This is a genomic window from Fusibacter sp. JL298sf-3, assembly GCF_053842995.1.
Window position 1 is genome coordinate 1,495,059 of sequence record NZ_CM132608.1, and the last position, 24,001, is coordinate 1,519,059.

General features: G+C 47.0%; 24 protein-coding genes and 2 riboswitches. Of the genes, 3 read left to right on the top strand and 21 right to left on the bottom strand.

What is annotated here, in order from left to right:
- The first annotated feature begins 19 nt into the window (after window positions 1-19).
- The gene (locus tag ACR6HW_RS07240) at window positions 20-535 is read left to right on the top strand and encodes a TDE2712 family protein (RefSeq protein WP_455730480.1); all 516 of its coding nucleotides are present in this window, start codon (window positions 20-22) and stop codon (window positions 533-535) included.
- A 232-nt stretch (window positions 536-767) separates the two neighbouring features.
- On the opposite strand, the gene ACR6HW_RS07245 is transcribed toward ACR6HW_RS07240, so the two are convergent.
- The 21 genes from ACR6HW_RS07245 to ACR6HW_RS07345 all read right to left on the bottom strand — a co-directional run bounded on the left by ACR6HW_RS07245 (window position 768) and on the right by ACR6HW_RS07345 (window position 21,508).
- Window positions 768-1,079: a hypothetical protein gene (locus ACR6HW_RS07245; protein ID WP_455730481.1), complete on the bottom strand. Its 312-nt coding sequence runs from the start codon at window positions 1,077-1,079 to the stop codon at window positions 768-770.
- A 161-nt stretch (window positions 1,080-1,240) separates the two neighbouring features.
- On the bottom strand, window positions 1,241-1,756 hold the full coding sequence (locus tag ACR6HW_RS07250; protein WP_455730482.1) for a phosphatase PAP2 family protein: 516 nt from the start codon (window positions 1,754-1,756) through the stop codon (window positions 1,241-1,243).
- Between the two features lie 23 nt (window positions 1,757-1,779).
- Complete coding sequence (locus tag ACR6HW_RS07255) at window positions 1,780-3,615, bottom strand: putative bifunctional diguanylate cyclase/phosphodiesterase (protein WP_455730483.1); 1,836 nt, start codon at window positions 3,613-3,615, stop codon at window positions 1,780-1,782.
- Between the two features lie 13 nt (window positions 3,616-3,628).
- Entirely contained in the window at window positions 3,629-3,991 is a 363-nt protein-coding gene (locus tag ACR6HW_RS07260) for a response regulator transcription factor (protein WP_455730484.1), read from the bottom strand.
- Window positions 3,992-4,261: 270 nt separating this feature from the next.
- Complete coding sequence (locus tag ACR6HW_RS07265) at window positions 4,262-5,365, bottom strand: anti-sigma factor domain-containing protein (RefSeq protein ID WP_455730485.1); 1,104 nt, start codon at window positions 5,363-5,365, stop codon at window positions 4,262-4,264.
- Window positions 5,358-6,038 (bottom strand): hypothetical protein, encoded by a 681-nt coding sequence (locus tag ACR6HW_RS07270; protein ID WP_455730486.1) that lies wholly within the window; start codon window positions 6,036-6,038, stop codon window positions 5,358-5,360. Before ACR6HW_RS07270 ends, ACR6HW_RS07265 begins: the two co-directional genes overlap by 8 nt.
- Before the next feature lie 66 nt (window positions 6,039-6,104).
- A complete protein-coding gene (locus ACR6HW_RS07275; protein ID WP_455730487.1) occupies window positions 6,105-6,872 on the bottom strand; it encodes an EAL domain-containing protein in 768 nt (255 codons plus the stop codon).
- 33 nt (window positions 6,873-6,905) lie between these two features.
- Window positions 6,906-7,730: an anti-sigma-I factor RsgI family protein gene (locus ACR6HW_RS07280; RefSeq protein WP_455730488.1), complete on the bottom strand. Its 825-nt coding sequence runs from the start codon at window positions 7,728-7,730 to the stop codon at window positions 6,906-6,908.
- Between the two features lie 566 nt (window positions 7,731-8,296).
- Complete coding sequence (locus ACR6HW_RS07285) at window positions 8,297-8,962, bottom strand: TetR/AcrR family transcriptional regulator (RefSeq protein WP_455730489.1); 666 nt, start codon at window positions 8,960-8,962, stop codon at window positions 8,297-8,299.
- Window positions 8,962-10,611, bottom strand: coding sequence for a BCCT family transporter (locus ACR6HW_RS07290; RefSeq protein WP_455730490.1), 1,650 nt, complete (start codon window positions 10,609-10,611; stop codon window positions 8,962-8,964). Before ACR6HW_RS07290 ends, ACR6HW_RS07285 begins: the two co-directional genes overlap by 1 nt.
- A 390-nt stretch (window positions 10,612-11,001) precedes the next feature.
- Window positions 11,002-12,255: an MFS transporter gene (locus ACR6HW_RS07295; protein ID WP_455730491.1), complete on the bottom strand. Its 1,254-nt coding sequence runs from the start codon at window positions 12,253-12,255 to the stop codon at window positions 11,002-11,004.
- 313 nt (window positions 12,256-12,568) lie between these two features.
- Window positions 12,569-12,982 (bottom strand): bacteriohemerythrin, encoded by a 414-nt coding sequence (locus tag ACR6HW_RS07300; protein WP_455730492.1) that lies wholly within the window; start codon window positions 12,980-12,982, stop codon window positions 12,569-12,571.
- A gap of 11 nt (window positions 12,983-12,993) precedes the next feature.
- A complete protein-coding gene (hutG, locus tag ACR6HW_RS07305; protein ID WP_455730493.1) occupies window positions 12,994-14,028 on the bottom strand; it encodes a formimidoylglutamase in 1,035 nt (344 codons plus the stop codon).
- Between the two features lie 107 nt (window positions 14,029-14,135).
- A complete protein-coding gene (ribH, locus tag ACR6HW_RS07310; protein WP_455730494.1) occupies window positions 14,136-14,597 on the bottom strand; it encodes a 6,7-dimethyl-8-ribityllumazine synthase in 462 nt (153 codons plus the stop codon).
- 15 nt (window positions 14,598-14,612) lie between these two features.
- On the bottom strand, window positions 14,613-15,788 hold the full coding sequence (ribB, locus tag ACR6HW_RS07315) for a 3,4-dihydroxy-2-butanone-4-phosphate synthase (protein WP_455730495.1): 1,176 nt from the start codon (window positions 15,786-15,788) through the stop codon (window positions 14,613-14,615).
- Between the two features lie 10 nt (window positions 15,789-15,798).
- Complete coding sequence (locus ACR6HW_RS07320; protein WP_455730496.1) at window positions 15,799-16,401, bottom strand: riboflavin synthase; 603 nt, start codon at window positions 16,399-16,401, stop codon at window positions 15,799-15,801.
- Window positions 16,386-17,477 carry a bifunctional diaminohydroxyphosphoribosylaminopyrimidine deaminase/5-amino-6-(5-phosphoribosylamino)uracil reductase RibD gene (gene ribD / locus ACR6HW_RS07325; RefSeq protein WP_455730497.1) on the bottom strand — a complete coding sequence of 364 codons (1,092 nt, stop codon included), beginning with the start codon at window positions 17,475-17,477 and terminating at the stop codon, window positions 16,386-16,388. The genes ACR6HW_RS07320 and ribD overlap by 16 nt, the downstream gene beginning before the upstream one ends.
- Window positions 17,478-17,498: 21 nt before the next feature.
- A complete protein-coding gene (locus tag ACR6HW_RS07330) occupies window positions 17,499-17,810 on the bottom strand; it encodes a hypothetical protein (RefSeq protein WP_455730498.1) in 312 nt (103 codons plus the stop codon).
- A gap of 61 nt (window positions 17,811-17,871) precedes the next feature.
- A riboswitch (FMN riboswitch) is annotated at window positions 17,872-17,990 on the bottom strand.
- A 50-nt stretch (window positions 17,991-18,040) separates the two neighbouring features.
- The gene (gene sucD / locus ACR6HW_RS07335; RefSeq protein ID WP_455730499.1) at window positions 18,041-18,919 is read right to left on the bottom strand and encodes a succinate--CoA ligase subunit alpha; all 879 of its coding nucleotides are present in this window, start codon (window positions 18,917-18,919) and stop codon (window positions 18,041-18,043) included.
- Window positions 18,900-20,075 carry an ADP-forming succinate--CoA ligase subunit beta gene (sucC, locus tag ACR6HW_RS07340; protein WP_455730500.1) on the bottom strand — a complete coding sequence of 392 codons (1,176 nt, stop codon included), beginning with the start codon at window positions 20,073-20,075 and terminating at the stop codon, window positions 18,900-18,902. The genes sucD and sucC overlap by 20 nt, the downstream gene beginning before the upstream one ends.
- 293 nt (window positions 20,076-20,368) lie before the next feature.
- Window positions 20,369-20,545, bottom strand: a riboswitch (cobalamin riboswitch).
- Between the two features lie 48 nt (window positions 20,546-20,593).
- Entirely contained in the window at window positions 20,594-21,508 is a 915-nt protein-coding gene (locus ACR6HW_RS07345; protein WP_455730501.1) for a DegV family protein, read from the bottom strand.
- Window positions 21,509-21,695: 187 nt separating this feature from the next.
- On the opposite strand from ACR6HW_RS07345, the gene ACR6HW_RS07350 reads away from it, so the two are divergent.
- Window positions 21,696-22,478 (top strand): methyl-accepting chemotaxis protein, encoded by a 783-nt coding sequence (locus ACR6HW_RS07350; protein ID WP_455730502.1) that lies wholly within the window; start codon window positions 21,696-21,698, stop codon window positions 22,476-22,478.
- A gap of 248 nt (window positions 22,479-22,726) precedes the next feature.
- Complete coding sequence (locus ACR6HW_RS07355) at window positions 22,727-23,995, top strand: MFS transporter (RefSeq protein ID WP_455730503.1); 1,269 nt, start codon at window positions 22,727-22,729, stop codon at window positions 23,993-23,995.
- The last annotated feature ends 6 nt before the right edge of the window (window positions 23,996-24,001 follow it).

A 24,001-nucleotide genomic window follows, 5' to 3' on the forward strand; every position in this document is an offset into this window, starting at 1 on the left:
AATTTAAGGGAGATGTCGCATGATTAAAAACTTGAAAATCGATCTGGAACTCATGGAAATGATGCACTACTATTGGAAGGCGAGCAGTGAGAAAGAAAAGGTCGGCGAGCCTTACATCTACGCCGTTGTAGACCACCCACACATGGCCGTTTTGTATTCGGATAACTTTACGAAAGAAATGGCGCGCCAAGTCATGAGCGCCATCTCCAATCGCGAAATTTTTAAACCGGAGACCAAAGAAGCTGGGCGCTTTTGGAACAACAACATGTGGATGATGGAAGACCTCGGCGTTACCGACGCTATGTTTGCGCCGATTAAACAGCTCAACCTCGACGCCATTATCGGGAATCCCGAGCTCGGCGGTGCTGAGACAGCGTTGGAAATCATCTTCGTTCCCGGTCACCTCGACGTTCTCTACCGTGCGCCGGGCAAACTCTACATCAACTTCTTCAAATTGATGACCAGCTTTGTGGACGACACGGTGAGCATCGAAGGCCAGCCGCTTCAAGCCTACATTGAATCCGTGCTGAAATAAGGCCTTGCTGTACCGTTCACAATAAAAAACGCTCCTCGACGCCGCATGCTCGCGGCACTAAAAGGCAGCGTCAATTGTCTATTAGAAACGGCCCTCTCCAACTGGAGAGGACCGTTTTTTTTAATAGAAGATATAAATTTTAGCGCACCGTACAAAGTTGTCGCTTCTGCCTTATTTTACCTTTGTTTATGCAACCGTGTAAAAGGGATGACGCCCCTAACTACTCTAAGTCTTAAAGTGGCTCAAGATATCTAATATTCTTGCCAACAGATTTTGCATACTCAATTTCAGACTTTGTGAGACTACCAACGTAGCCGCCTTTGTTAATTACAAAAATTTCATTAGCCATATCAATTTTACGACGATGCATGTCAGCAAGCATTTCTTTTGTACCCTCTTCCCACACTTCATTGTCGTCCAATTGTCGAAACATTCCTACAGAAATCACTATGTTTCCTTTCAAAGTCAACTCTTTTTGAACCTGTAAAAAATCTTCTTCAAATCTGGTGCTACCACATAATGTAATCACATTGTATGCTTTCATCTTAACGCCCCCCTCTATCTAGTAGTTGCCGATATACAGTGTACTGGTTGTCGTTTTAAGGGCATTACTCTAGCCGATTGTAGTATCGAGTTCTCCAGCATCGCTTTTATTAACGCTTTGACGCCCACGCACATAGAATGTGCCGTTTTTTCTACCCGCTCTCAGCGAGACAGTGACGGTAAGCCTGTCGCCACGCGTTTGACGACAATACCGATGGCGATGCCTAATAGGGCGCCCACCAAGACATCTGAAGGGTAATGCACAAACAAGTACAGCCGACTAAAGCCCATAAGACCCGCTGTCACCAATGCGAGAACGCCCCACTTTTTTTCATTTAGAAAGAGCACCGTCGCACTTGAAAAAGACGCCAACGTGTGCCCCGAAGGAAAAGAAAAATCCGTCGGATTCTCGATGAGCAAAATGACGCTGTTGTCAACCCAACACGGTCTGGGACGGGCGACGAGATTTTTTAAAAAGACGTTGCCAATCAAGGCACCGATAATCAGCGCAAGGGCCATCTGGACCCCCAGCATTCGGTAGCGCTTCGTAAAGAGCAGAGCGACAGCGATAACAATCCACATGGCACCGACATTGCCCAGTGCAGTGAAATGTGTAAAGAAACAATCCAGTCCTTCTGTGCGCATGCCTTGCAAAACATGTAAAAATTCCATTTCCATATGAGGCCTCCTGTGTCCTTATCTTACAGAAAAGCCCCGTCGAAATCAAGTCCCCTATCGCGCTTCACACAAGCGATAAAGGCGTCAAAAGCCATGGGTTTGTAATAGAAATACCCTTGAATTTTCACCTTACTTAACGCCAACTCGCCGAGATGCTTTTTAAAGTACCGGACTTGAGCTTCCGTCTCGACCCCCTCTAACGTTAAATCGAGGTCAAAGCAGTTGGCCATTTCCACAATTTTATCGATAAGAAACAAGCGTCCTTCGTCTGACGGATAGCCATCTGAAAACACCTTGTCTATTTTAACAGCGTCAACAGGAAGAGACGACAAATAATTAAGAGACGAAAAACCCGTTCCGAAGTCGTCGATAGAAACGCTGAGGCCGATATCTCTCAACTGAATCAATTTTTTGTTCAGATTGTGACTCATAAACACTTCTGCAGTCTCTGTAATTTCAATAATCATTTTTTCCGGGTCTGCACCGTTCATGTGCAGCGTGTCGTTGATATCGTCAAAGAGATTGTCCGTGTTGATACTCGATCCCGACACATTGAATGAAATAGGGATATCTCCAAATCCCAATGCCTGAAGCCGCGCTTGATCTTGACTGACGGCGTTGACGACGTACTGGTCGAGGAGGTAATCTAACCCGATTTTACTAATGGCCGGTAAGAAAACCGCCGGCGATACCAAGCCCCTTTCAGGGTGCTGCCAGCGCACCAACGCCTCGACACCGGTAATCTTGTCCGTCTGCATATCGACTTGAGGTTGATAGTACATAACGAACTCCCCGTTGTCCATGGCACTGCGTATTTCACCGAACAACACAATGTTGTCGGAAATCTCGTTTTTCATATGCAATGTAAAGAGACTAAAATCACTGGTGCTCGATTTAGACAGATCTTTTAGCGCCAAGTTTGCATAACTCACCAAATCCAGTGGACTTTCAGCATGTGCAGGGAAAACGGCGACGCCGATCTTCACATTGGAGAAGAAGACGAAATCGTCGTAAAACCAAGGCGTTTTAAAATAGTCGATGAGGTTTTCAGCAAACTGCTTGATACGCGTGTAATCCTCTATGCTACAGTACACCCCCAGTGTGGCTTGGTTGTAGAGAAACAGAATCGCTTCCTCATCGGCGATGGACTGGATATAGAGTTCCAAAGTCTTAAACAGCATTTGAACGTACTTCTTACCGAAGGCGTTTAGGGTTCGCTCCCACTGCTGAATATAGAGCAGCGCCACAATCGACTTACACTTGTTCTTAACGGTACAGCCACCGTTGTACTGAAAAGAAGCGATGTAGTAAAAGACATTTGGAAGTCCCGTGGCCAAATCGATAAAATTCGGTGCCAAATCGCGGCTCTTCATGACGTGATTCTTAGAAAGAACCTCGGCTATACCAAACCGATAACGCGCATTTTCACTTTTAAACTCCGAAAGCATCATAAGCACAGGAGAAGAATTAAAAACAAACCACGTCTCAAATAAAAAAGACGGATAACTCAGGGGCTTTCGACTCGTAATCATTTCGCCAATAGTGGCATTCTCGTTGCTTGGAACACCAGCGGTACGCCCGTTGTAGATTGCAGGGACAGAAATAGAAAAAACACCGCCTTCACAATCGTACACCCAAACAACGGCATAGGGATCGTTAAACGCTTTTATAGGTGCCTCAGCATAATACGTCAGACTTAAATCGCCAAGCAGCTGAGTCTGTCGTCTTGGAAGCGTTTGTGTCGCGTACCTCTCATAAGTTAGGGTGCTGAATAAAACAGTCTGATGATAACTCAAAGAGTAGGGAACTTCTTCAAATTGTTTCAACCACGAAACCACTTTATACACTGAATTCAGCATTTAACCCCACCTTTCAACTCTGTAAATAGTTATCAATTATTTCTTTAATCTGTTGCTCTTTAAACGGCTTGAGTAAAAATTCTGTCGCGCCTTCACATATAGCTCTCTTAATCCACTCTTCATCCCCCATGGCGGAAAGCATAATAATTTTTAAATCGCTCTTCTCATCCTTAATCTTGTGCAAAGCTTCGATGCCGTCTAACACCGGCATTGTGATATCCATAAAAACGAGATCGTACGGCGTCTCCATACACATTGTGTACGCTTCTTCGCCATTGGTCGCTTCATCGACATCTTTGATGCCAAATCGAAACAATATTTTCTTTAAATTAAGGCGCATGTAAAGCGCGTCGTCTACAATCAATACTTTTCTCACTTTGATCCCCTCCTTACCCTACCTTGATGCCCCATTATTGTGTAACTAAAACAAAAAATTCACATCAATCAACCATTTATGCAATTGAATAATACATTTATTTCACACTTGTTTTTCTCTAAAAGTTGTCCGTGTATTATTGCTGTCTCGCCTACAGATAACCGCTCTTTACCAGAAGGCATAAAAAAGCTTTTCAAACACAACGTGCTCCTCAAATGCGGACCCAAATCTGTCCTTGGAGTGCTGTACATGCCTGAAAAGCTCTTGCTACTAATCGTCTATTTCTTCTGTGTCGTCTACTTCATCCCCTTCTTCTTCCTCTTCCGCCTCCTCTGAAACAGCCTCCGAAATGCCTTCAGAGTCCACTTCTTCTTCCGCTTCTGAAGGCGCCTCTTCTACTTCTTCAGTTGCGTCATCATCGACTTCCTCTTCTTCGAAAGCGTCGTCATCTGTCGTAGGGCCTTTAACTTCCGAATCCGTATCATCATCGGTTTCTTGCTCTTGAACCTCAGGTTTATCCGGCAAAGAAGGCGCTGACACCTCATCGTCTACCGAATCATCTGCCGATTCACTCTCTGCGTCATCGTCGGTCTCAAACACGTCGTCATCATCGGCTTCATCGTCATTGTCATCAGACGCCTCGTCTTCTCCATCAAAACGCACGTCTGTGTCATCGACTTCTTCAGACATCTCGTCCTCACCCTCGTCTCGAGGATACACCTTTTTCACCTTAGCGCTTTCCGGTACATGCTCGACATAGTGCCCTAGCGGTTCTCCGGCAGTTGTCGCAGCTTCTAAATGCGCGGCATCGGTTTCAAGTACCGTCACTGTCATACGCGCCTGTAAGTCAGCCGATTCAATTGCACCTCTAAGGACGTCATCAAACCCTGTAAAGTTCAGCGCTTTTCGCGAAACGGGAATATAAGAAACCGTCACCGCATTGTCGTTGCCGATAATAAAGCCCTTGGCTTCCGCTTCGTCAATAAAGGCCAACACCGCTTCCTGTACAGGCATCTCTCTATACACTTCCAGTGCAAACGTCGACGCGTCTTCGTTAAGCGCCAAGACCTTCTTCACACGTGTCGACGGTCCCAATACAAACTCAACACTTGGGTTGATGTCCACAGTAACGTAGCCGTACACCGCGGTGCGTTCAAAAATTTGCCAAGAGCCCAGCAAAATTAAAAACATCGCCGCAACCGCCAACCAACGTTTGTTAAAACGCTTTTGAGATTGCAGACGGTCTTCTTCAAAATAGTAAATGGTCTGTCCCACTGTCAGACCAGGCTTCTTCTTTAGTTTGACATAGGTCCCCGCTTCGTCGAGAACGACTACTGCGTCTTGTCGAACAGAAAAGACCAATCCTTTACGCACCGCGTTCACCTCCTTCTATAAATGTCTGTATGTGCTCAAAACGTTCTCTAAAAACAATTACAAGCGCTATGAGATACGCTCTAAACCGCACCAGTTTTTTCTTAGTGGCTCTGAACTTAAGAACAATCTCACCCATGGGCAACTTCTTGGTTCGATACAACTTTTCCGACAGGGGGTCGTCGGCTGCTATCCCACGGCTCAAATCGGCGTTTTCCTGTCGCGTCTTCGCATGCTTCGGCGCCGTTTCAACCAGCTCGTCCAAGGTGATGCCAAAGCTGTCCAACCGCTTCAAATAGGTGCCAATTTCTTCTTTTACAATATAGCTATCCTCCACCCCACGTGCATCGCTGACGGCATCAAAGGTTTCGGGCATCTCTTCATGCTGTGAAATCCGCGCCGTTTTTTTCAGCCAGTCGTTCAGCCGACTCTTTACAACCAGCGCCGAGTAAGGCAGAAAAGAGCCCTTTGAGGAATCAAACCGGTCGATGGCCTCGTTAAAAGCCTCGAGGGCAATGCTGAGTTCCGGCGCATTTTCCACCGCTATGTAACGCCCAGTGTGGTTGGCAATCACCTTAATAAGGTACGGCATGTGCTCTTCGATTAACCGGTTGCGCTCTGGATGGTTTTCGTCTTTTTTGCTTAAGTATACGCGTTCTTTTATCGTCATTGTCATTTCCTTTCACACCTTCGTCATTAATCCCATCATAACGAATTAGAGAATGAAATTCAATCTTTATCGTCAGCTGACTTGCAACGTGTGGGCAATTCGATTGGGCGCAAGCGGACGGCTCATAAAATACCCTTGACCATAGACCACCTCCAATGCTTTCAGCATTTCAAAATCTTCTCGAGTCTCGATTCCCTCTGCGATAACCGCAATGCCCAGCCCTCGGGCCAGTGAAACAATGGCTTCGAGAACGGTTCTCTTCTTCGTATCTCCGTAAGCCGATGCGACAAAGCACCGGTCGATTTTCACACCATCTATAGGCAACGCCTCCAGAGCTTTTAAAGAAGCATACCCCGTCCCGAAGTCGTCCAATTCAATTTGTATGCCCAGTACCTTAAGCTGTTCCAGTTGTCTGCAGGTGGTACGCCAGTCCGAAATGGCAGCTGTTTCAGTTATTTCGATTATCACATCGTCTCCAGACAGACTGTATTGCGATAGAAACCGCTTGAAACGCTCTGCAAAATGCGATGTGTTTAACGTGAGTGCCGAAATGTTAATGGCAATGGGAACCGCCTGTCCCTGTGCCTTCAACACCTTCAGAAACTGAAAGGTCTTTGTTATGACAACATCACTTAGTGCGTCGATGAGCGCATACTTTTCCGCTAAGTGAATAAAAACTTGAGGGGAGACAGCGCCGAACTGATGGTCTTGCCATCTTGCCAAAGCCTCGTACCCCATAACAGTCCCTGTTGCAAGGTTGTATTTTGGCTGGTAAACCAAATCAATCGTCTGTCGTTTAATCGCTTGTTTTAAAGCGTTGACCATCAGCTGCTCGCGCATACCGATCCCCCCTTTTTAAGTTGCGCCTATTGGCTACGCATTGTCATCGTCTGAGTCGTCATCCGCATCGTCTGAGTCGTCATCTGCATCGTCTAAGTCGTCATCTGCGTCGTCTAAATCGTCATCTACATCGTCTAAGTCGTCATCTGCGTCGTCTAAGTCGTCATCTGCGTCGTCTAAGTCGTCATCTGCGTCGTCTAAGTCGTCATCTGCGTCGTCTAAGTCGTCATCTGCGTCGTCTAAGTCGTCATCTGCGTCGTCTAAATCGAGTTCATCTTCTGTGAGCAGGAGCACATTGTTTTCCAAAAGTACTCTGTTGGTTTCATCTCTGACGAAGTCCATAACTTTGGTGCCTGATTCTACAGTGTCGTCCAGTGTAACCAGTCCCAGTGGCAGCGCTTCTTTAAGCGCCCTTTCTAACGTCTCTTGATCCGCCACTTGCAAGGCAATTTCGACCTTCTCTAGCACGGTGCCCTGTTGAACATCTTTGCTGATTTTCTCTAAAACCGCCTGAGCTTCAGGACCGCTCTTAGGCTTTGCGTCTACCGCTGTAATCAAAATAACCGCGTCGTCATCGTCCGAAATAAAGCCTTTGTCTTCTGCTTGATCGATTAAACGCTCAGCAGCTTCTTCAATTGAAAGGCCTTTTAACGTTTGCAACGCCAGACTTTTAGCGTCTTCATTTATCGCCTCTACCTGAACCACTTTGTCATTTTTGTTGAGCGATAACGCCACACTTGGGTTGATGTCTACTGTCACCGTCGTATGAACCGCTTGACTCGACATATACGTCGGTACACCAATTAACATCCCTGCTGCTATAACAGCGCCTATTACAATTCCCTTCATCCTTTTCATTGTTGCCTCCTTTTTAATCGTATGTGTTGCTTCCGGTCGAAACCGTTTGCTCACTTGTTTTTTGTGCCTTCACCATAACATACGGACCCCCACTGAAATTTAGGGCACTGAAAAAGTAAAAAGTTTATTTTTTTTGAGTTGCATCTTTCAAGACAACTTAACTATAAGGACGAAAGCTTGTTATTACAAGTGTTACAGCGCATTTTATGACACGGGTACCCTATGTCGTTCACAACAGAAAACGGCTCACCTACGCCGCATCCTTGCGGCGATACAATTTCTCGACGCGCTCTCGGCGGTTCAAAACGCCTTTCGCTGACGAGAACACTTTGGGCTCAAGGCTTGTTGTTAAACAACATTTGACCGCTCTCGGCGGTTCAAAACGCCTTTCGCTGACGCGTTCTCGCGTTGAACATTCACGAGAACACTTTGGGCTCAAGGCTTGTTGTTAAACAAACGACGCGTATAAGAGGCAATTGCTTCTTTACGCGTCGTTCTCTAAGCCTTATGATAGCGGCTCTATTTCAATTTAGTTGAATGAGACGACTTGTAATCGCCGTCACTTTCTATTTTCTCTTGACAGTATACGACCAAATCAGTTGATCCATAAACAACGTCATCCGGCTCAAGTAAGTCGCTAAATTCAACGTGCTCTCCACAGTCATCAACCGAACCAGTTGACCTTGAAAATACGTTTGAATAAAGCCGTTGAGCGCTTCTACATCAGATGCATTGAGGTTTAAATACCGCTCAAACGCCACAAGCTGTGTCAAAACGGGGTCGAACAACGCATCGCTAAACGGCCACGCGTCGTCGTTCTCCGGTATCACATCGGTGTAGATGTGGCGATAGTCCTCCAAAACTTCCTGAAAATCTGCTGCATATTTGGAAAACATCAAAGTGTAAACGGCATTTGGGTGCTCGTAAGCAAACGTACAGAACGCACGCCATACCGATTCGAGCGCTTTTTCCGGCGACTGGTCAGACACCTCAGTCTGACTTAAAATCGCATGTAAAGCCGGTACTTCTTTCATGTAAGTGTAGTAAATCAAATGATCGAGATTGGAAAAGTAACCATAGAGCGTTGCACTGTTGTAACCGGCGATTTCACTCACGCCTCTAATCGTCAACGCCTCCAAACCCTTTTCCGATAGAATTCGATCGGCAGCATCGATAAAATGCCGCATTTTCCTACGCCTCTGCAGGGCTTTCTTCGGACCGAGCGCCTTCATTACGCGACCTCGCTGTCCTCAGTCACAATATCGTAAGCGTCAATCATCTCTTCAAAATGGTCCCGTTGCTTAATTTCTTTTTGCTTGTGATAAGACTTTCGAACACTTTCTATCAGCAAGAAGCTCATGAGAATCAAAATGATAGCGAATGGCAAGCCCGTACTGATAACAGCCGTTTGAAGTGCCGATAGCGCTTCAGACCCACCGATTAAGAGCAGAACGGCTGCAATAAAGCCTTCCATACATGCCCAGAAAACACGTTGCGGTACAGGAGAGTCGAGCTTTCCGCCTGAAGTGATGTTGTCCACCACAAGTGACCCCGAGTCACTGGAAGTTACAAAGAACGAGATAACCAACAGTGTTCCCAGTATCGATAAGCCCGTTCTCACAATGCCTTCGAAGAGCGGCGCATCCAAATACTGAATCATTTCAAACAGCGCAACCGGCAGATTGTTTTGAACCGTAGCGAAGAGACTGCCGTCAAAGGCTTGGTTCAAGTAAATAGCTGTACCGCCAAAGACTGAAAGCCAAATAAACGATAGTAGCGACGGTATAATAAGCACCGCTAACACGAACTCACGAATGGTACGGCCTTTAGAAACACGTGCGATAAACATGCCGACAAATGGCGACCACGAAATCCACCACGCGAGATAAAACACTGACCAGTCGGACTGCCAAGCGCTCTCACCGGTTGAAATAAAGAATGAAGACTGCACAAAATCGTTTAGATAAAGCCCTAAACTGTTGCTGAACGTCTTTAAAATAAAGGCTGTTGGCCCTAAGACCAAAACGACCACCATAAACACAAACGCCATTTTGATGTTCATCTCCGAGAGGAACTTAACCCCTTTGTCAATACCTGAAACAACGCTGATTGTAGCAATGCCTGTGATAGCGGCAATTAGAATAACTTGAACAATAACGCTGATTTCAACACCGAATAGATAGTTGAGTCCACTGTTAATCTGCTGAACCCCGAGGCCAAGCGACGTCGCCAAACCGAAGAGACACGCGACAACAGCTAAAATATCGATGAGATCGCCCCAAAAGCCAAAGATTTTATCCTTGAGAAGCGGGTAAAATACAGAACGCAATGAAAGCGGCAACTTCTTATTGTACGCAAAGAAAGCCAGCGCTAACGAAATAAGTGCGTAGATGCCCCATGGGTGAAATCCCCAGTGAAAAAATGTCGTCGAAAGCGCCTGAACAGCCGAATCCGGATTATTGAAAATCGGCGGTGCAATCGCGTTGTGGTACAGCGGTTCTCCAACCGCCCAGAACATGAGTCCAATGCCCATTCCCGCAGAAATTAACATCGAGTACCACGCGAAGTTGCTAAATTCCGGCTTGGCATTGACCCCACCGATACGCACTTTCCCGAGTTTGGAAAACGCAACAAACAACGACACGCCGATAAAAAAGTTACTGGACAAAATAAAGAGCCAGTCAAAATTGCTTACAATAGCGGTCTTAACACTTACAAAAATAGCATTGGCCTGTTCCAAATTAAACAGAGCAAAAGCTGAGAACAGCAAAACAATAAGCCCTGCCCCAATAGACACAACTGGATTCATGTCCATTCCAAAGCCCTTAATATTTCTGCTATAGAGTTTTTCCTCCATTGTTTTCTTTAAATTCTTCGGCATAAATACCCCTCTCCTTTCAAATCATTCTATAGTAAACTGTGGTGTCTTCTGACCCGACACCAGACAAGTTAGGTCACTATAATAAAAAAGGCACCCCAACTCTTCAATAAAGAGTTAGAGTGCCTAAGTTTCGCCATAATGACTCACATTATACCACCAGTCGATAGTATAGCACATTTCCTTTCGGACCTGTGCAGACCCCAGTTCTTAAATCGTTTTTCGATTGTAGTTTCATTTACACGAGGGAAAACTCATAGCCATCTGTCAACGCGACATATGGATACTTATAATCCAAATTACTACTGCAATCTACTTCACAGAACCTTCAATTTTTATAAATCACACCATAATAAGATATCATATGTAATCACGATTGTCAAATAGTCGCGATTACTTTTTTGTTGTCGTTCTATTTTTGAAACGCAACGATCGGCTTGCCAAAAGTATCCCCGCAGCGATAACACCAAACAAAACAGCCACCGAAAACGTTTCAGCCAACCAACCGAAAACAGGTGCAAACACAATGGCAAACAAAGCGCGCAACTGACTTTCCACAGACAATACCGTTACCCGCTCGGACTTAGTCATATAGTCTCCAACGTGATCCACAAAAACGGCGCGTCTGGCATCTTTCATCAAATACAGGACAAAGTACGCCGTCACAATAACCGCTGTCCACCCCTCGAAAATTGAAAAGCCAATCACCGCGCAAACCGCCCCCAGAAGCACAAACAGCTTATCGAAAACCACTTTGCTCTCATAACGCCCCGTTACGCGATAAACATTTCGAGACACCACAGCGCTGAAAATGTAAAAAGTCCCATACAGCACCCCTAAAGATACCTTCAGCAGCTCCCCATCTGACGCATTGAACAGCAGACCGATCCCCGCCGAGAGCATAACCATCTCCAAAATCGGCTGAATATAGTCCTTAATCGTTCGAAACACCGCATCGTAAATAGCCGAACTCATTAAAATGGATCCCAGCGCCCCCTGGCGACGAATCCGCTTAAAAGCCCCGACGCTCTCAGCTAAGAACGTCTTAAAATGCTTATCCGTTTGCCGCGGCGCATCCAAATACCCCGGGTACGACAAAATCAAAGCAAAATCCAACAAATAGGGCACAATACTGGCGAGAAACACCCAATTCAAAGCCGGAACTGTTAAAACTAGCGCCACCGAAACAAAAGCAGACAACGAAGAGCCCAGCAGGGAATAGGAGCGTGTTCTGCCGTAGACATAGCCTTTATGCTCAAACCATCCGCGATGCTCCAAATAACTTAGAATCATCGCTTTATGTGTTCCCGACCTGAAAGCCTCTCCCAGTCCGAAAAAGAACATACCCATACCTAGCCCCCAAATGCCACCTGCAGCAAAAAAGAAACCAAAGGCTACGATGTAAAAGACAAAGCACAATAGCAATTCTTTCTTTTTGCCATAATGGTCTGCAAGCATGCCGCTGGGCACTTCAAACAAATAAGTCACCGCTTCTCTCAAGCCGTAAAGCAATCCGATTTCAGTTAAGCCCAGCCCTTTGTCCATTAGAAAAAGCATCAAGTATGGTTCAAAAAACTTTAAGTTCTTTAAAAAGCCGTACAGACAAAACTTTTTGATTTGTCCGTCGGCGTCAATCTGTTTTCGCATCCCGTTCGCCTCCTGTTGTAATGAGCTTATTATACCACTTTGAAAAGGGGGACGGTTCTTTTGTGCCGGATTCCACTAATTTTTAACATTTTGATTTATCTACTGTTACTCACACACCTTGAAAAAACGAGATTGTCGACTTTAAGTAAAACTATACACTCGTCGCATACGCCAAAGGCTAAAAGCGCATACCTTCCCAGTAGCTTCGCTATATACAATTGAAAAAAGCCCGCTTTTCGAAGGAACAGCGGGTTTTCATATGGTAAATTATAGGGTTTTCCGGCACAAAAGAACCGTCCCCAAAAGCTCATTTTTACAAACCGTGTGATTTAAATAAATCCTTGTATAGAAAATCAGAACCGCTGATATGCTTGAAAACCCAAGTAATCAAATAGTTCAAAATCTTCTTCCCGTGAGCCACTTGATCGTCGTCGAGCGCTCGAAGGTCAAGGGTTTCAATCTCATCAATCAACTTTTTGTGCTCCTGTTTGTGGCGCTCTTTATCTTCATAGCCAAATTTATCGAAAAGCATTTCCTCATAACTGAAATGCTCCACTGTGTACGCCTTAATATCGCCGACAATCGTCACCATGTCATCGTAGATGTCCTCGCCTTGTGTTGCGCTTCCCAGAAGGTCTGACAACCGCCCCGTAATGCGAACGAGCTCCTTGTGCTGGTTGTCAATGCTCTCAATACCTAGTTCGTAGTGACTGCTCCATTCAATCATTTTATGCCCTCCTACTTGTACTTGATGTCCAATGCATGTTCCTCAGCCAATGTAACGACAACTGAAAAGATCAAAATTGCCGCCAAGCTCGCCGTGGTGTTGTCGTGGTCAAAGCGTGGCGAAACTTCAGCGATATCGAAACTGGCCATCTTCTTTGATTTTACAATATGCTTAATGACTTTCAAAGCCTTTTCAGGATAGAGCCCGAGCGGTTGTGCCGCACTGACCCCCGGCGCATAAGCTGATGAAAAAACATCGGCGCAAATGGTCATATAGAGCTGATCGTTTCGATTGATAAAGTCTTGTATTTTAACAATAGTTTCAGAGGCCGAATGCGCTTCAATATCGCTTGCCAGCAAGTACTCGACACCCAATCGATGTGCCGTCTTAAAAAGGTCCACCGTGTTGCCGCTCTTTTGTATCCCGAGACAAAGGTAATTGTACGGCACATTTTCAGCCGCACAGTAGTCGGCAATTTGTCTAAACATCGTCCCCGACGTTCCACCGTTGGTATACGGTCGAATATCAAAATGTGCATCGAAGTTGACAATTCCAAGTGTTTGACCGGGTTTGACGCGTTCGAGATACTTTCTGACGCCGTGGTAATGCCCCAGGGCAACGGCGTGTCCACCGCCTAGGACAATGGGAACCAACCCCTTCTCCAACAGCACATCAACCGCATTTTCCAAATCTTTTTGAGCCTTCTCGAGATCGCCGCTTTGGCCGTAGATATTGCCCGCATCGTACAGTTTGAGCCCCGGTGAAAAAGCACACGGCCTGTTTTTAAGTTCATTTCTAATACTGTTCGGGCCCTTTGCCGTTCCCGGACGACCGAGGTTTCTCTCGACGCCGATATCGCTGCAAAAGCCGATAAAGCAAATTCCCAGTTCGTGTTCAAAAGTCGCTGTGGATAACGTCCGTAAGTCGACACAGGTTATCCACTGATGCCACCTAAAAGCGTCGTAATTGTCCTCACTGTCCACACGCCCCATCCAAAATGAGGGCGCTGTCGGTTCATAGCCTCTGTTAAAATTGTATTTTTCCATCGTATTTCAACCTTCCAATTTCCTTTGCATTGTCTTGAAACATCCTACATTATACCACAAAGACCGCGCAACAGGGACAGAGGGATTCTTACAAAAATGAAACGACGTTACGCATACGCTTTAAAAAGGTTGGCCATTTCAATAGCGTTCATAGCCGACTCAAATCCCTTGTTGCCCGCCTTTGTACCGGCGCGCTCAATGGCCTGTTCAATATCTTCTGTGGTTAAAACGCCCATAATAACGGGGAGATGATGCTCAAGCGATACACGGGCAATGCCCTTCGTCACCTCGTTGCACACGTAATCATAATGCGTGGTTGCCCCCCTGATAACCGCACCGAGACAGATAACGGCATCGTAATCCCCTCGGGTGGCAAGGCGGTTGGCCATCAAGGGAATTTCAAATGCCCCCGGCACCCAAAAGATATCTAAGTGCGTCTGCTTCAACCCATGTCGAAACAAACAATCTTCCGCCCCCTCTAAAAGCTTACTTGTAATAAAAACATTAAAACGGCTGATGACAATCGCAATTTTCAAATCCGCTGCCTGTAGTTGTCCTTCATATACCATATCCTTAACCTCCTTTTATAGCCAATGGGCCATCTTGTCTTTTTTAGTCTTCATATAATACGCACTGTGCGCGTTCTCTTGTGTAACAACCGGCACGCGTTCAACCACTTCAATACCACATGCCTCCAATTGCCTTACCTTATCGGGATTGTTGGTCATCAAACGCACACGTGTTACGTCAAGCGCTTTGAGCATCTGCGCCGCCGTGTCATAACGGCGGAGGTCATCTGCAAAACCCAGAGCGAGATTCGCTTCCACGGTATCCATGCCCTGCTCTTGAAGCGCGTAGGCGCGAAACTTGTTCACTAGACCGATGCCGCGACCTTCTTGCTGCATGTAGAGCAGTATCCCCGATGGGCTGTCTGCAATTGCCGACAAAGCCATTCTCAGTTGATCGCCGCAGTCGCATTTGAGAGACCCCAAGACATCGCCCGTCATACAGGCAGAATGGATGCGCACCAGTGGTGGCTTTTCACTCTCGCTCATCTTGACCACGGCAAAGTCCTCTAAATCGCCTAAATGATTTTGAAAGCCCTTCACCGTCAGCGCTCCATATCGACTTGGAAGCGGTGTACTCACCGCGACTTCCACCGCATTTTGACAATAGGCGATTAAACTCTCAATTTTAAGGCATTTTAGCCCGTGCTTCTCACAAAAAATTTTGAGGTCATCCAGCCGCGCCATATGGCCGTCGTCGCGCATGATTTCGCAAATAACCCCTGCCGGTGCCGCACCGCAAAGGCGCGCCAAATCAACAGCGGCTTCCGTATGGCCGGCACGTTCTAATACGCCGCCGCTACGCGCCCTAAGTGGAAAGATATGCCCCGGCTTCGTAAAGTCGGCACCGGTTGCTTCGTCGTCCATTAACTTTTGAACAGTCTCCGCCCGTTCATAAGCGCTAATCCCCGTGTGTGTCGTTCTAGCATCTACCGAAACCGTAAACGCCGTCTGTTTGCTATCTGTATTAACGGTCACCATGTCTTCAATGTCCAGGGCTTCAAGGCGTTCAGAGGTCATCGGCATACAGATGAGCCCCTTTCCCCAACGCGCCATAAAATTGATATGCTCCGGCGTCGCCGCTTCTGCCAGCATCAGTAAATCGCCTTCATTTTCTCGGTTCTCATCGTCAACTACGACGATCATCTCACCTTTTTTCAACAAGTCCATCGCTTCTACAACTTCTATAAACATCTTCGACCTCCTATAAGATACCAGCTGCACTAAGCATCGCCTCAGTTAACGCCACACTGGATTTCACTTGTCCGTCGTACTCAACATTGACGCTGTGTCCACACTTTAGTCGACTCAACGTCGTCGCCGCATACGTATGGGGAATAATAGACACTACAACTTGTCGTGGCGACCTATCTGCAACAGTTAAGCTCACCCCGTCTATAGCAATAGACCCCATGGGTACCGTGTTCTGATAGGTTCTAGCTGTTCCCCTGAACACAAGTCGAACCGCATTGCCCTCTCGACGGATGCTTGCAACGGTTAACACCTCGTCGACATGTCCTGAAACGAGATGTCCGTCTAATCGTGTCCCCACTGCCAGTGCCTGCTCTAAATTAACTCTGTCTCCGGCCTTTAAACGACTCAGCTTGCTCTTTCTTAACGTCTCCGGCATCACATCGGCTTTAAAACCGCCTTTAACTTGTTCCGTCACAGTTAAACAGGCGCCACTGGTGCAGACGCTATCGCCGATGGCCACATCCATTGTCGAAGAAATGGTCAGCGTGCAAGCACCTCGACGTTTGAGAACATTTTTAACACACCCAACATCACCAATCAGTCCTGTAAACATGTCACCTCCTCAATATGCCCCTGTACGATAACATCTCCGGCAAGCTGTAACACTTCGCATGATGCAAGCGGCAGCGCGTGCGCCACTTGCGCTACAGTTTCACCGGCGATAGGTGAAACGCCCGCACCTAACAAAAGTTTCGGCGCAATGTACACCGAAAGATCGTCGACATAGCCCTCTCTAAAAAAGGCCCCGTGCGTTTTACCGCCGCCTTCTACGAGCACTTTTTCCAGTCGCAATTTCACGAGCGCCTTTAAGAGCGTATGAACAGTCAGTGGCTCGAGGACGTGCACTTGTGCCCCTTTGCGTTCCAAAGCCCGACGGTTTTCCACTGGTGCATCAACACTCGTAAAGATGTGAACCGGGCCACCTTTCACCTCAAGCATCAGCGCGTCTTCAGGCGTTTTTGCCGATGGGTCTACCACCACTCGATGAGGTTGTTTCTCTATAGCCCCATATCGAACAGTTAATGCAGGGTTGTCCATAAGCACGGTGCCGACGCCAACAACCACTGCCGATGATTCCGCCCTAAGACCATGTGCATGACGTCTGCTCACTTCATTGGAAATCCAAAAGGCGTCCCCGTTGCACGTCGCCAAATTGCCATCGAGTGTCATGGCGTATTTGGCTCTGACCTTCGGGCGCTTGTACTTAAGCCAATGCAAATACCCGGTATTTAAAGCGCCTGCGATTTTCCCAAGCAAACCGATTTCCACCTCGATGCCACTGTTTCGAAGCGCTTCAACCCCTTTGCCCGACACCACCGGATTGGGATCGCGCATCGCCACATATACTTTTCGTATGCCCGCCTGTATCAAGGCATCGGTGCACGGCGGCGTCTTCCCCGTATGTGCACAGGGCTCTAGGGTTACGTACATCACGGCCCCTTGTACCGATTCTGTCGCCGACGCCAGTGCGCATATTTCCGCGTGCGCCCCGCCGAACTCGGCGTGATACCCCTCGCCAATACACACGCCGTCTTTCACAATGACAGCTCCCACAAGTGGATTGGGCCACACGCTACCGGCGCCTTTTTCAGCCAGCGCCAATGCTTTTGACATCCATTTTTCTTTCATTTGCCACCTCCTAAAAAAACTCTAGAAGTCTTCAGAGCGCTTAATCTTGTGGAAATAGTATGATGCAACTGCAGTTGTCAACAACATTTGATGCGTTTTCAGCGCATCAAACGGCCTTCTCGCGTTGAACACCCGCAAAAAGGCTTTGAGCTCGCCCCTTGTTGTCCAAATAAAAAAGCCCCCTATTGGGAGCTTCGTGATTTTTTTGCCAAAGTTTTCGGCACCTGCATCTGCTTTAAGTGGTCTAGCGATAACGACTATAAACTCAAACGCTACCGCACAACAACAGTTTAAACCGCTAAAACAACTTTTGCCTATCGGCTCAAATCTCACTGTTTAAAAAACCCCTGATTTCACTTGAAAATCAGGGGTTAATGCACTTAAAAAGACGCTGTTTTCTCTTCTCCCATCCAGACTTTACTGTCGGTCTTGGAATTGCACCAAGTCAGCTGCTTGAGCAGCTCGTGGACTTTAACCACCGGTCGGGAATTTCACCCTGCCCTGAAGAACTATTAAGTTTTAATCAATCTACCATATTGAGAAAAAAATGTCAAGGTGTTTTTTTAGCTGTTTTTTACACCGATTTTTTTAAGAATCGGGACAATTTCATTGAGTCGATGTGCCATTTTAACACCGGCATTTTCAAGTGCAATCGTCTTTGATTCCGCCGTTCCAGTACCACCGGAAACAATTGCCCCTGCGTGTCCCATCGTCTTGCCCTTCGGCGCAGATTTTCCGCTAATAAAACCGACGACGGGCTTTTGCATATGTCGTTGTATCCAAGCTGCAGCACGTTCTTCGCTCTCGCCGCCAATTTCACCAATCAGTATAACGGCGTCTGTGTGCAGATCTTTTTCAAAGGCCTCTAAAACCTCAACAAAGTCCACCCCTTTAATCGGATCGCCGCCAATGCCCACAACAGTCGACTGCCCAAAGCCATTTTCAGTGAGAACAGCAACCGCTTCATAGGTTAAAGTCCCTGAACGCGAAACGATGCCGATGTTCCCGCGTCTGTGGATCGCACCGGGCATAATGCCTATCAATTGTTCTTCCGGCACAATAATCCCCGGACAGTTGGGGCCGATTAACCGCACGCCTTTGCTGCGCGCGTATTTTTCCGCGACGAGCACATCGTGAACCGGCACGTGCTCTGTAATGCAAACAATTTGGCGAATGCCACCGTCAACAGCTTCTAAAATCGCCTCTTTTACAAAGGCAGGGGGGACAAAGATAATAGACGTATTGGCACCGGTCTTTTTAACCGCTTCTGAAACCAAGTTGAAAACAGGCACACCGTGCACTTCTCGACCGCCTTTTCCAGGGGTCACGCCCCCTGCGATGTTCGTCCCGTAGTCGAGCATGGCCTTTGTGTGCAGCTGTGCCGCGCGTCCGGTAATTCCCTGTACGATAATTTTATCCATCCTATTGACAAATACGCTCATGATGCCCTCCTCGCTTGACCAAGTCCACAATGCAATCGACACCGGCGTCTAGTGTCGCCGCCGGATAAACGGCTTTAGAAGAACGGCTCAGCAGTTCCATCCCCTCAGCCTTGTTGCGCCCTTCCAGTCGAACGACTATGGGAATCCCGATTGCCATTTCTTCCTGCGCTTCAACCAATGCCGATGCAATGGTATCGCACTGCATAATCCCACCAAATATATTGACAAACAAGCCTTCCACAGAAGGGTCTTTGAGGATTAACGCAATTGAAGCCTTGACCATTTCACTGGTGGCGCTGCCGCCGACATCTAAAAAATTGGCCGTGCGACCGCCGGCGAGTTCCAGCGTATCCATCGTCGCCATCGCCAGCCCGGCGCCGTTGACGAGACAGCCGATATTGCCTCCGAGTTTCACATACGATACGCCCAGCGCCTCTGCTTCACGTTCACTGGAATCGTGATGGACGTCTGGAGTGACGTAGGTATTTTGCCTATATCGCGCGTTGTCATCTATAGAAAGTTTTACATCGAGAACGCGTAGGTTACCCTCTTTGGTCAATACCAAAGGATTGATTTCCAGCAGAGTTGCATCGTGGCTTAAAAAGGCATCGAGCAAAGCGGTGAGCAGTTTAGTCACTTTAAATCGATACGCGTCTGACAGCTGAAAGGCGTTGAGCACCGCTTGGACGTGGTAACTCTGAATCCCCAAATGGGTGTCGATTTCACAGCGATGTCGATCGTTTTCAGACACGCTTTCGACTTCTACGCCGCCACGCCCTGAAAAGACCAGAGCGATACTTTTAGAAGCCCTATCCAACATAAAGCTCAAATAAAATTCTCGTTCGATTGTGCAAGCTTTTTCCAAATACAAAGCGCCCACGTACGCGCCGGCATCAGCTGTCTGGTGGGTTGCCAAACGCGTTCCCAAAAGTGCCTTTGCGAACGTTTCGATTTCCAAAGGATCGCGCAGAAGCTTAATGCCTCCTGCTTTTCCTCTACCTCCTGCGCGAATTTGCGCCTTAACAGCAACCAAATCACCGTGAAAATGCTCAAGTGCCCTCGACACCTCTTCCGGTTTTGTGACGACAACCCCTTTTTCAAATTGCAGGCCATAGCCCTTTAACAGTTCTTTTGCTTGGTATTCCAGTAAATCCATAGTGCCCTCCTCGCATAAAAAAAACAAGCTACGCGCTTGTCATCTCTCAGAGAAAGGTGTGAAGTTCAAAAGACGGTTTGCGTTTCGGGCTTTGCCTAAAACGATTTTGGCCGACCCAAACACATCAGCTCAAATTTTGCCATACAACACTACTTTAGGCATCACCCTAAAATCGTTTTCGCAGACCGGCGCCATGCGGCCCAACCCTTGTTGTTATAAAAAACACCCCAAACGGTGTTTGGGGTGTAGGCGTCTTGTGCACACTTCTAACACCACTCATCCTCGTGAGTCCAACAGCGTTTTTTCCATTGGCAGGTCTCCTGACTCGAGCGTCGTCGATGCTTTTCCCTTCCCGCGTACAGCAGTGGTTAACAAAAGCCTCTCTTCTCTTACAGTGGCGGGACCGCGCCGGACTTACACCGGCTTCCCTATTAAGCAATTCGCATTGCACCAACAGTCTATTCAATTTGTTTTAGAACAGATTCAGCATAACACTCTGGCACCTCTTTTGTCAACTGCTAGCTTGTGACGCGATGGGTTAACTTATTGCGCAAAAGACCATCGTGTAAATGCCCTTTCTCCATAAAGTAAAACGACAGGCCACCGAGACCGACGTGTACCCCAACAGAGACGCCCATTTGCATCACCAGAATCTCCCCTTTGTAATCGGTTTCATCTTCTATAAGGTGCACGAGGTTCTCCGCATAGAGTTTGTCCGACGTGTAACCGACGATGACAAAATCGCTTTCGCTCTCGTCAAGTCGCTCTTTAAACGCGTTGATGTAGTGCTGGAGAACGCGCTTTCTGCCGCGCTCCTTGCTGACAATCGCCCCTTCACCTTGTTTCATTGTCATAATGGGCTTTACTTTAATAATCTTGCCAATTAGTGCGCTGCCGTAGCGCAACCGCCCACTTCTCACGAGGTTGTCTAAGTCGTCCACTGATAAAAAGTGCTTGACCTGACGCTTATGTGCTTCGAGGTAGTCGACAACGGCCTCAAAAGTTTCTCCTGCCTCGCGCATGCGACCGCTCTTTAAGACGAGGTAGCCACTGCCGTGGCTCATGCAGGTGCTGTCGAGGACGTGAATTTTGCAGGCGTCACCATACATCTCCTCAAAATACGTCTGTGCAATAGTCGCCGATTGGTACGAACCGCTGGTCTTTCGAGACATACAGATACACAAGATGGCTTTGAAGCCCGCTTTATGTGCTGCTTCAAAGCGTTCTAAAAACTTTGCCGGCGCCGGCATAGCAGTCGTCGGATGCGTCTTGTACTCCGCAATCCTAGAGAAAAAAGTATCGGCGTCTATGTCTACGCGGTCTGCATAGGTGCGCCCTTCAATAATCACCGACAGGGGCACGAGATCCACCTCGTACTTTTTTAAAAACGCATCGGATAAATCACACGTCGAATCTGCTATTAGCTTAAACATTTGTCCTCCCATTTCTTTTTTTTAAGATTCATTCATTTTATCAGAAAACCTATCTTTAGACACCCCCTTTTCAGCAGATTTTTTCAAAGAAATAATAATTTTAAGTTCTCGTATAACGCCGTTATTTACACAACGGTTATGTTATAATAGAGGCGTCAACAAAAGACAGATATAAGGAGATTGGCTTATGAACATTGCAATTGTAGGCGCGGGAACCGGCGGCAAAAAAATTATGGATTTGTTCCATACCGTCGACGGCGTGTCCATTGTCACAGTGGTCGATAAAAATCTACACTCTGAGGGAATTGCTCTAGCGAAGTCATATGGGCTTAATTGCACCGACGACATGACGGGGATTGACAGCAGAGCGGAAGTAATTATCGAGGCGACAGGCATCAAATCTGTATACGACCAACTTACAGCGCTTTATGAAGGCAAAGCGCAAATCGTCGGATCGGATGTTGCAAAACTGATGATGCACATTGTCGACAAACAAACTGCGACAACTGAGCGCCTGAATTATCAAATTGAGGAAATTCACAGAACAAGTGCAGCTTTGCACGAAGAGATGAACGAAATTATTAGAGTCACCGACCGATTGGGGGTCATTAATCAAGCGCTCATTGCGTCCTCTGATGAATCCAAACGCTTTATTGCACAGTCTGATGAAATGATTAAAGCGGTCAACAAGCTTACCCAGCAAATTAAAATTTTAGGGCTCAACGCCAACATTGAAGCCGCACGTGCCGGCGAACACGGTCGCGGGTTTTCAGTCGTCGCCACAGAAGTTCAAAAGATGTCGGACAGCACCAGCCACTTTGCCAATCAAATCGGAGAACTGCTCAGTGCACTTAACTCTGAAAATGAAAAAATATCCGGTGAAGTTACCCGACTTAATGAAATTGCAAACGATCAAGCGGTTATCACCGACCGTACACGAAAAATAGCAAACCAACTCAATGAGCTGTAACAGTTCTTCCGCCTCTTTCGGTAACCACCGAAAGAGGTTTTTTTTTGACAACAAGTGCCGAATCCAAGGGCTTCTTCTGCTGTTCCGTGCGAGAAGTCGTCATCAAATGACGTTAAGCGTCCAGTTGAGATGGATTTATTTGAAATTATCATTTTATTAGATGATTATCTAATGTTTAGATTGACTTTTTGATAAAACCCTTCTAAAATTAAATAACAAACCGTTGTCAAAAAAGAAAGGTGGGTAAAATGAACTGTCTAAAAGATAAAAACATACGCCGCTTAATGTTCGGCAGCGTCACTTCACAATTCGGTAGCAACATGCAGCAGTTTGCATTGTCGCTATACGTTCTGGCCATTACAGGGTCCGCAGGGCTCTTTGCATCGCTTTTGGCCATAGCCATTCTACCGCGTATTTTCTTAGCCCCTATTGCCGGTGTCATCGGCGATTGGATTGATCGAAAAAAAAGCATTGTCCGCCTCGATTTGCTCAATGCCGTTATTATTGCAGTGTACGCCATCTACTTCAGTATAAATGGCAGTCTTTCGCTTAAAAGCATCTACTTGCTTGTTATTTTGCTCGAAATCACGGAAGTGTTCTTCTCCGCATCGATGTCGGCTGTGGTTCCCAGTATGGTGCCTAAAGAAGCGCTCTTCGATATCAATCGAGTGCGCACCGCTATTGCCAGCTTTTCAAACATCGCTGCCCCTTTGCTTGCGGCGACACTCTACGGATTTTTGGGCCTCCGCGTACTTTTAATTGTCAACGCGGTGAGTTTTCTCGTATCGGCAATTTGCGAAATGACCATCGACATCCCCAAAACCAACAGCGCCCCTGAAAAAGTCGACTTTAAAGTGTTCAAACGGGATTTTCTTGAAGGCGCCGCCCTCGTTAAAACACAGCCGATGCTCCGCCGCATCATCGGGCTGGGCATCATCCTCAATTTTTCAATATCAGCTCTGTTCAGTGTCGGCCTCATCTATATCCTCATTGAAGTGCTCGACATTTCAGAAGCGGCATACGGTCTTGTTTCGACGCTCCTCGCCACTTCAATGTTCTTAGGGCCTCTCCTCCTCGGCGGCGTCGCCAAGAAGGTAAAAGTGGGACGCCTGACCATTATGACTTTTGCGGTTCTCGATCTACTGGTGTTCGGTCTCGCTTTTGCCACTTCAAAAGGGTTTCTCACCCAGTTTCAAACCTCGACGGTGCCCCTCGTCATCGTATTTGCCATCGCCTTTATTACAGGTATGCTTTCGTCGGTGAACAACATCGCTCTAAGTACGCTTTTTCAAACGCTGATACCGCTGACGCATATGAGCAGAGCCAGCAGTTTTATGAATCTAGCTCTATTACTTTCAATGCCACTTGGTCAGCTTCTTTTCGGTTTTGCCCTAGACACCTTAGCGCCGAGCACCGTTATTTTAATAACCGCTTTCATCGTTCTGGCAGGTGTGGTATTCTATTATAAACCGTTTGTTCACGACGAACCCGAAAAAATACTGCCGACCTCGGTTTAGAAAGGG

Coding starts and splice junctions, on each gene's coding strand:
- ACR6HW_RS07240 (WP_455730480.1), top strand. CDS start 20: ATGATTAAAAACTTGAAAATCGATCTGGAACTCATGGAAATGATGCAC.
- ACR6HW_RS07245 (WP_455730481.1), bottom strand. CDS start 1,079: ATGAAAGCATACAATGTGATTACATTATGTGGTAGCACCAGATTTGAA.
- ACR6HW_RS07250 (WP_455730482.1), bottom strand. CDS start 1,756: ATGGAAATGGAATTTTTACATGTTTTGCAAGGCATGCGCACAGAAGGA.
- ACR6HW_RS07255 (WP_455730483.1), bottom strand. CDS start 3,615: ATGCTGAATTCAGTGTATAAAGTGGTTTCGTGGTTGAAACAATTTGAA.
- ACR6HW_RS07270 (WP_455730486.1), bottom strand. CDS start 6,038: ATGACAATGACGATAAAAGAACGCGTATACTTAAGCAAAAAAGACGAA.
- ACR6HW_RS07275 (WP_455730487.1), bottom strand. CDS start 6,872: ATGCGCGAGCAGCTGATGGTCAACGCTTTAAAACAAGCGATTAAACGA.
- ACR6HW_RS07280 (WP_455730488.1), bottom strand. CDS start 7,730: ATGAAAAGGATGAAGGGAATTGTAATAGGCGCTGTTATAGCAGCAGGG.
- ACR6HW_RS07285 (WP_455730489.1), bottom strand. CDS start 8,962: ATGAAGGCGCTCGGTCCGAAGAAAGCCCTGCAGAGGCGTAGGAAAATG.
- ACR6HW_RS07290 (WP_455730490.1), bottom strand. CDS start 10,611: ATGCCGAAGAATTTAAAGAAAACAATGGAGGAAAAACTCTATAGCAGA.
- ACR6HW_RS07295 (WP_455730491.1), bottom strand. CDS start 12,255: ATGCGAAAACAGATTGACGCCGACGGACAAATCAAAAAGTTTTGTCTG.
- ACR6HW_RS07300 (WP_455730492.1), bottom strand. CDS start 12,982: ATGATTGAATGGAGCAGTCACTACGAACTAGGTATTGAGAGCATTGAC.
- hutG (WP_455730493.1), bottom strand. CDS start 14,028: ATGGAAAAATACAATTTTAACAGAGGCTATGAACCGACAGCGCCCTCA.
- ribH (WP_455730494.1), bottom strand. CDS start 14,597: ATGGTATATGAAGGACAACTACAGGCAGCGGATTTGAAAATTGCGATT.
- ribB (WP_455730495.1), bottom strand. CDS start 15,788: ATGTTTATAGAAGTTGTAGAAGCGATGGACTTGTTGAAAAAAGGTGAG.
- ACR6HW_RS07320 (WP_455730496.1), bottom strand. CDS start 16,401: ATGTTTACAGGACTGATTGGTGATGTTGGGTGTGTTAAAAATGTTCTC.
- ribD (WP_455730497.1), bottom strand. CDS start 17,477: ATGAAAGAAAAATGGATGTCAAAAGCATTGGCGCTGGCTGAAAAAGGC.
- sucD (WP_455730499.1), bottom strand. CDS start 18,919: ATGAGCGTATTTGTCAATAGGATGGATAAAATTATCGTACAGGGAATT.
- sucC (WP_455730500.1), bottom strand. CDS start 20,075: ATGGATTTACTGGAATACCAAGCAAAAGAACTGTTAAAGGGCTATGGC.
- ACR6HW_RS07345 (WP_455730501.1), bottom strand. CDS start 21,508: ATGTTTAAGCTAATAGCAGATTCGACGTGTGATTTATCCGATGCGTTT.
- ACR6HW_RS07350 (WP_455730502.1), top strand. CDS start 21,696: ATGAACATTGCAATTGTAGGCGCGGGAACCGGCGGCAAAAAAATTATG.
- ACR6HW_RS07355 (WP_455730503.1), top strand. CDS start 22,727: ATGAACTGTCTAAAAGATAAAAACATACGCCGCTTAATGTTCGGCAGC.